7 protein-coding genes are annotated in these 8172 nt (G+C 31.8%); all 7 read left to right on the forward strand.

The genetic code is table 11. The annotated features are described in order from the left end of the window. The coding region (locus RSF37_RS14370) for a helix-hairpin-helix domain-containing protein (RefSeq protein WP_332565074.1) at positions 1-1202 on the forward strand (1202 nt) is incomplete at its 5' end. 575 nt (positions 1203-1777) lie between these two features. Beyond that, entirely contained in the window at positions 1778-2737 is a 960-nt protein-coding gene (gene pfkA, locus RSF37_RS14375) for a 6-phosphofructokinase (protein WP_332565075.1), read from the forward strand. Positions 2738-2805: 68 nt separating this feature from the next. Next, positions 2806-4233 carry a pyruvate kinase gene (gene pyk, locus RSF37_RS14380; RefSeq protein WP_332565076.1) on the forward strand — a complete coding sequence of 476 codons (1428 nt, stop codon included), beginning with the start codon at positions 2806-2808 and terminating at the stop codon, positions 4231-4233. 429 nt (positions 4234-4662) lie between these two features. After that, positions 4663-5976, forward strand: a complete 1314-nt coding sequence (glpT, locus tag RSF37_RS14385; RefSeq protein ID WP_332565077.1) for a glycerol-3-phosphate transporter — start codon at positions 4663-4665, stop codon at positions 5974-5976. 69 nt (positions 5977-6045) lie between these two features. Beyond that, complete coding sequence (locus tag RSF37_RS14390) at positions 6046-6414, forward strand: DUF1540 domain-containing protein (RefSeq protein WP_332565078.1); 369 nt, start codon at positions 6046-6048, stop codon at positions 6412-6414. 114 nt (positions 6415-6528) lie between these two features. Continuing rightward, entirely contained in the window at positions 6529-6660 is a 132-nt protein-coding gene (locus RSF37_RS14395; protein WP_332565079.1) for a hypothetical protein, read from the forward strand. A gap of 175 nt (positions 6661-6835) precedes the next feature. Continuing rightward, positions 6836-8172: 23S rRNA (uracil(1939)-C(5))-methyltransferase RlmD (gene rlmD / locus RSF37_RS14400; RefSeq protein ID WP_332565080.1), on the forward strand; the 1337-nt coding region annotated here is incomplete at its 3' end.

An 8172-nucleotide genomic window follows, 5' to 3' on the forward strand; every position in this document is an offset into this window, starting at 1 on the left:
TAATGAGGTACTATCCAGTCGAAATGATTGCAGCTATGCTTAACTCCGTTATGGGAGTAAACGAAAAAGTTGCAGGATATATTAAATTTGCAGAGAGCCAAGGGATACAAGTAGTATCCCCTGATATAAATAAAAGTTTTTCAAAATTCACAGTTGAAGGAGACAAAATAATTTTTGGTCTTGCAGCAATAAGAAATGTTGGAGTCAACGTAGTTGATGCAATAATAAAAGCTAGGGAACAAAAAGGAGAATTCACTTCAATAATGGATTTCATAAACAAACTAGAACTTGGAGCAATAAATAAAAGAGCAGTTGAAAGTTTAATAAAAGCTGGAGCACTTGACTGCTTCCACATATTTAGATCAAAGCAATTAGCAGTTTATGAAAAACTAATGGATGGAGTTTCAGGTGAAAAGAAGAGAAATATAGATGGTCAAATAAGCTTATTCACTATAGATGAAGAAGTAACAATGCCTGAAGTAACATATCCAAATATAAGAGAATTTATAAAGAAACATTTACTATCAATGGAGAAAGAAATGACAGGCGTATATTTATCAGGACATCCATTAGATGAATATAAAAAGAGTTTAGAAATGCAAACAACAACATCAGTATCAACAATAAACAAAGTGCATAAAGCGTTAGAAGATAATATTTCAAAAGGTATTTCTATCGATGAAATAGTAGATCAAATGCCAATTAAAGATAATGAGCAAGTAATACTTGGTGGAATACTTACAGAAGTAAAGCAAAAGGTTACTAGAAACAATACTATAATGGCATTCTTAAAGCTTGAGGACTTAGGCGGAGAAATAGAAGTAATAGTATTCCCTAAAACATTAGATCGTGTTAGAGAGTCTATAGCAGAAGATGCGCTAGTTACAATAAAGGGAAGAATAAACCTTAAAGAAGATGAACCACCAAAGCTTATATGTGAAAAAGTTGATGGATTAGAAAAAGTTGATTCAAACAAAGTTTATATAAAAGTAAATGATAAAGAAGAGATGAAAAAAGTAAATACTGACTTTAAAACTGAATTTACAGATTATAAAGGAGACTCAGCAGTGTATGTTTTTAATGCAAAAGACAAAAAAAGCTATAGACTTGCAAGAGAATCTTGGGTTAATTTAGATAGCGACATAGTATCCGTTTTAAAGGAAAAGTATGGAGAAGACAATATTAAGGTAATTTCAAAATAGTAAAAGATGGGTTATTTCAAAGAGATTTTTATATAAGTTTCTTATGATATAATCCATTTTTTTTATATATCTATAAAAAGAACAAGTTTAATTTAATTTGTACTATTGATATTTTGTAGAATTAAAGGGATAATTGTAATGTAAAAGTGAGCAAATTTGAAATGAATTTCTATAATTACGTAATAAATGAGCAATTTCTGCAATGTTTGGTTATTAAAAAAGTAATAAAATGGGCAGAATAATGATAGATAGTTAATAATATGGTTTAAAATTAAAAGAAATGTAAATGAAAATTTTTACAAAAATCAATTCGTGAAAAATCAGAAAATTGTATATAATTTTAAAATCGATAGGGTATAATAAGGAATGTAAGAATATTACGACAAAATAATATAATAAAATAATATTTTAAATAGAATAATTATAATATAATAACGATACATTTAAAAAGTTACTCAAATTACATTGATAAATTCCAACAATTTATGTACAATTATAATCGGTCATATAAACGTGGGAAGTTTTGTTACTGGTGGGACTAGCAGTGTCCCTAAAGTAGAGAAGGAGGAGTAAACATGAAAAAGATAGCTATTTTAACTAGTGGTGGAGATGCACCAGGAATGAATGCTGCAATAAGAGCAGTAACTAGAACTGCTTTATCAGCAGGCTTAGAAGTAATGGGAGTTCAAAGAGGATATAGTGGATTAATAAACGGAGAATTATTCACTATGGATAGAAGATCTGTGTCTGATATCATCCAAAGAGGTGGAACAGTACTTAGAACAGCTAGATGTCCAGAGTTTAAACAAGAAGAAGTAAGAAAAAAAGCAGTTAAGATATTAAAAGCTTATGGCGTAGACGCTTTAGTAGTAATCGGTGGAGACGGATCATTTATGGGAGCTAAGCTTCTTTCTAAATTAGGAGTTAAAACTGTAGGATTACCAGGAACAATAGATAATGATTTATCTTATACAGACTACACTATAGGATTTGATACAGCTTTAAACACAGTATTAGATGCAATAAACAAGATTAGAGATACTTCAACATCACATGAAAGAGTATCAATAGTTGAAGTTATGGGAAGAAATTGTGGAGATATAGCTTTATACGCTGGTTTAGCAGGTGGAGCAGAAGCAATCATTACACCAGAAAAAGGATTCGATAAGAACGACTTATGCAAAACTATTCTAGAAGGAAAGCAAAATGGAAAGATGCACAATCTTGTTCTATTAGCTGAAGGAGTAGGCGGAGCATTTGAATTAGCTAAAGAAGTAGAAGAAGTTACAGGAATTGAAACAAGAGCTACTGTTTTAGGTCATATTCAAAGAGGTGGAAGCCCAAGTGCTTTCGATACAGTATTAGCTTCAAAAATGGGAGCAAAAGCTGTAAATGTACTACTTGAAGGAAAAACTTCAAGAGTTATTGGTTCAGTAGAAAACAAGATAGTTGATATGGATATTGACGAAGCTTTAGCAATCGAAAGAAAATTCGATGAAGAAACTTACGAAATAGCAGAAATACTATCAAAATAATATCGCTATAAATAAATTTTATATATAGATTTTGGCTCAATCAGAAAATAAGAGGGAGTGTTATTTACATGAAAAAGACTAAAATGATTTGTACAATAGGTCCAGCAAGTGAAACAGACGAAATATTATCAAAGATAATAGAATCAGGCATGAATGCTTCAAGACATAACTTTTCACACGGAGACCACGAAGAACACAAAGGAAGAATATTAAAAGTAAAAGAACTAGCTAAGAAATATAACAAAGAAATAGCTGTAGTTTTAGATACAAAGGGACCAGAAATAAGAACTGGTAAGTTCGAACCAAGTAAGTTAGAATTACAAAAAGGTTCAGAATTCACTATATATGTAGGAGCAGAAGCTCAAGATTTAGTAGGAGATGCTACTAAATGTTCAGTAACTTATGATGGATTAGCTAACGATGTTAAACCAGGAAACACTATATTAATAGATGACGGTTTAGTTGGATTAGAAGTTAAATCAGTTAATGGAAATGCTGTTGTATGTGAAGTTAAGAACACAGGATTAGTTGGAACTCATAAGGGTGTTAACGTTCCTGGAGTTGCTATACAATTACCAGCATTAACAAAGAAAGACGAATCAGACTTAGTATTCGGTTGTGAAATCGGTGTTAATATGATCGCTGCTTCATTCGTAAGAAAAGCAAAAGACGTTAAGGCTATAAGAAAAGTATTAGACGATAACGGCGGACACGACATATTAATATGTTCAAAGATCGAAAACCAAGAAGGTGTTGATAACATAGATTCAATCTTAGAAGAATCAGATGCAATCATGGTTGCTAGAGGAGATCTAGGAGTTGAAATTCCAATAGAAAACGTACCTGCTGTTCAAAAGATGATAATAGAAAAATGTAATAAAGCTGGTAAGCCAGTTGTTACTGCAACTCAAATGTTAGATTCAATGATCAGAAACCCAAGACCAACAAGAGCAGAAGTTTCAGACGTAGCTAACGCTATATTAGACGGAACAGACGCAATCATGTTATCAGGTGAAAGTGCGAACGGAACATACCCAGTAGAAGCTGTTCAAACAATGGCTAAGATAGCTGAAGAAACTGAAAAGCAATTAAAGTACAAAGTTGCTGTATCACATGCAACTAACCATGTACCTGCTATAGCTGGAGTTATCAGCAGAGCTACTTGTAACGCTGCTAGCGAATTACAAGCATCAGCAATAGTTTCATCAACTCAATCAGGAGCAACTGCAAAGAGATTATCACAATGCAGACCAGAATGCCCAATCATAGCTGTAACACCAAGTGAAACAGTAGCTAAGCAATTAGCATTCTCATGGGGAGTATTCTCAATCGTAGCAGATAAGGTTGAATCAACTGATGAAATGATGAACAAATCAGTAGAAACAGCTAAGAACAACGGATTCGTTGAAGCTGGAGATACAGTAGTTATAGCTGCTGGAGTACCAGTTGGAGAAGTTGGAGCTACTAACTTAATGAAAGTAACTGTTGTAAAATAGTTTTAAACTTTAATATAAATAACTCTTAGAGATTTTCTCTGAGAGTTATTTTTTTTATAAAAAAATAAATTAGGTGTATATTTTTTGATATATATGTTAAAATTATAAAATGTATGTTATAATTTAAGGATTATATTGGCAACTGATTCTATTGCACCCTTAGTGGTGCTACTTTTTTTGCCCAAATTTAAATTAAGATGAACAGTCAGTTAACAAATAGTGAAATATGTTTGAAATTATAAAAAAGTTATTGTAAATGTTTACTTTAAAAGGTATTATTAAGAACGGAAATAGCGCTATTTTACAAAAATTAAATAACTGGTATAGAGATTTAGAGAAAGACCACAATAAATACATAGCATTAGTTATGTTTTTATTATGGTCTTTTTTTTCTAAAACGAAAGATAAAACTTAGGGGGATGAACTACTATGCTAAACTTTCTAAAACCGGCTAAGCCGATACCTAGATTACCAAAAGACAAAATTGATCCTACATATAAAAGATATAGGATACAAGTATTCATAAGTATTTATATAGGTTACTTAACATATTATTTTGTAAGAAGTAATTTCTCACTTGCAAAAGCATACTTAGTAGACCAAGGATTTAGTAAATTTCAATTAGGGTTCGTAGCATCAGCACTTGGGATAGCTTATGGAATAAGTAAATTCGTAATGGGAAACATATCAGATAGATCCAATCCAAGGTTTTTCTTAGGAATAGGATTAATAGCCTCCGGAGTTGTTAATTTATTCTTCCCATTAACAAGTAGTGTTACATTAATGTTTATTTTAATGTTACTAAATGGTTGGTTCCAAGGAATGGGATGGCCACCATGTGGAAGAACTATAACTCACTGGTTCTCTGATAAAGAGCGTGGAGTTAAGATGTCAATATGGAATACAGCTCATAATGTTGGTGGTGGATTAATCGCAACAGTAGCTATAATAGGTGTTTCATTATTCCATGGTTGGAAAGGTATATTTTACTTACCAGCTATAATTGCAATAATAGTTGGTGTACTTTATATGATATTTGCAAAAGATACTCCTCAATCTGTTGGATTACCTCCAATTGAAGAGTATAAAGATGATTATCCAGATGTTAATGTGGATGATAGAGAAAGAGAATTAACTGGTAAAGAAATATTATTTAAATATGTATTTAATAATAAATATTTATGGTTCATCGCAATGGCGAATATATTTGTATATCTTGTAAGATATGGTGTAATAAACTGGGTTCCTACATACTTAGAGGAAGTAAGAGGGTTTAGTATGCATCAGTCATCAGTTGCCTTTGCATTATTCGAATATGCAGCAATACCTGGAACAATTATAATTGGATGGCTTAGTGATAAGGTTTTCCATGGTAGAAGAGCTCCACTTGGAATCTTCTGTATGATTGGGGTATTCATAGCTATATACGTATACTGGAAGAGTAGTAGTCCAATTGCTATAAACTGTGCATTAGCATCAATAGGTGCTCTTATATACGGTCCTGTAATGCTCATAGGGGTGAGTGCTCTGGACTTAGTACCAAAGAAAGCAGCTGGAACTGCAGCAGGTTTCACTGGATTGTTTGGATATATGGGTGGACAAGTATTTGCAGAAGTAGCAATGGGAGCTGTTGTAGATAAATTTAGCTGGAATGGTGGATTTATGTTACTTATGGCTTCATGTATACTTGCAATAGTATTCTTCTCATTTACTTGGAACGTTCATAATAGAGCAGCTGAATAGTTAGTTGAATAAATAAGCACTCTTTGTTTAATAATAACAAATAAGAACATTTAAGAGGAGTGTGATTTTATGAATACTACGCTAGGATGTACAGCACACAACTGTGTAAATAATGAAGGTGGGATGTGTGGTGCTGAGTACATTTTAATAGAAGGAGACGAAGCATACACATCAAGCCAAACTTACTGCAGTAACTTTAGAGTTGAAACGATAGGCAATGCAATAAAAGCTGTAACTAATACAGACTTTATTGGTGAAATTGTTCAAATGGTTAGTTCAAAGGATGAAATAAAAATCAGCCCATTAGTTTCTTGCAGTGCAACTAAATGCTTTTATAATGCTGACAATAAATGCGAAGCTAGAAACTTAATTATTGTTGGCAATGCACCAAGGGATAACACTGAAACACAGTGTGAGACATTTATAGAATCATACTAATTAAATATTTTTTTATTTTATAGTTTAGTTAACTTATAAAGGGGAAGAATCATAATATAGATTAAGCCCATAAATAAAATAAACAAAATTTTATAGAATATGAGGTGTATTAGTATGAAAGAAATAACTGCTTTAGTTTGCAAGGAAAGGTTAAGGAATGCCACAATTGTAGGCGTAAGTGCAGCCACTGTACTTATAGGTATTGGAAGTTTAATACTTTTTAAATCAAAACTTAAAAAAGCGTAATATGACCAAATATTTTACGTCAAAAAGACTGCATCGAGTAACTTATTAAAGTTTATTTTGATGCAGTCTATTTTTAATTATAATATTTAGCAATTTTCATAAATAAAATTTTCACTACAATTATAAGTTTATGTTATAATCAATATTACAAAAGTGAAGAAAAAGGTGAATTATAATGGTAAAAAAGAATGAAGAATACATTTTAGATATAATTAATGAAGGGTATGAAGGTGAAGGGGTAGCAAAGATTTCAGGATATCCTATTTTCATACAAGGAGCCTTAAAAGGTGAAAAGGTTAAAGTTGTTATAGTTAAGGCTAATAAGAATTTTGCATATGGAAGACTAATTGAAGTTATTGAAGCTTCAGAAGGAAGAGTTGAACCTAAATGCAGTAATTTTAAAAGATGTGGTGGATGTAAGATTCAACATATGGATTATAAAACTCAACTTGATTTTAAGTATGCAAGAGTTAAAGATTGCATGAAGAAAATTGCTGGCTTATCAGAAGATATAGTTAAGTATCCAATTGGAATGGAAGAGCATCCTTATAGATATAGAAATAAAGTTCAACTTCCTATAGGAATGGTTAATGGAAAGTTATCAATAGGATTCTACGCACCAAGAAGTCACGATATTGTTGATATCGATGAATGTTTAATCCAAGATGAAGATGGAGATAAAGTTTCTAAGATAACTAAGGAGTGGGCTTTAAAGTTCAACATAGAACCTGCATTTGTTAATGGAAAGTTTAATAAAAAAGGTTTATTAAGACATGTAATGATTAGAAAAGGCTTCAAGACTGGTGGAGTTATGGTTGTATTAGTTGCAACTAAGAAGGATATACCACATATTGAAGAGTACATAGAAGCAATTAGAAATGAAGTTAATGGAATTGAAAGTATAGTTCTTAATGTTAACTCTAAGGATACTAACGTAATATTAGGTGAAGAATGTATTACTTTATGGGGTAACGATACTATTAAAGATTATATTGGTGAATTTAAGTTTGATATATCACCACTTTCTTTCTTCCAAGTTAATCCTGTTCAAACAGAGATTTTATACGGAAAAGCATTAGAGTATGCAAATCTTACTGGAAATGAAACTGTATTTGATGCTTACTGTGGTACTGGAACTATAACTCTTTTCTTATCTAAGAATGCTAAGAAGGTTTACGGAGTTGAAATTATTGAACCTGCAATTATTAATGCCAAGGAAAATGCTAAAATTAATAATGTTACTAATGCTGAGTTTTTTGTTGGTAAGTCTGAGGAAGTTATTCCAAAATTTATTGAAGATGGCATTAAGGCTGATGTTATTGTTGTTGACCCACCAAGAAAGGGTTGCGATGTGAAGCTTCTTGAAGCTATTTTAGAGGTTAAACCTGAAAGGGTAGTATATGTATCATGTGATCCAAGTACTCTAGCTAGAGACCTTAAGGTGCTTGCTAGTGACGGGTATGAAGTTAAAGAAGTTCAACCAGTTGATATGTTCCCTCATACTAGTCATGT

It is taken from the genome of Clostridium sp. (assembly GCF_036643715.1).
Lineage (GTDB): Bacteria > Bacillota > Clostridia > Clostridiales > Clostridiaceae > Clostridium.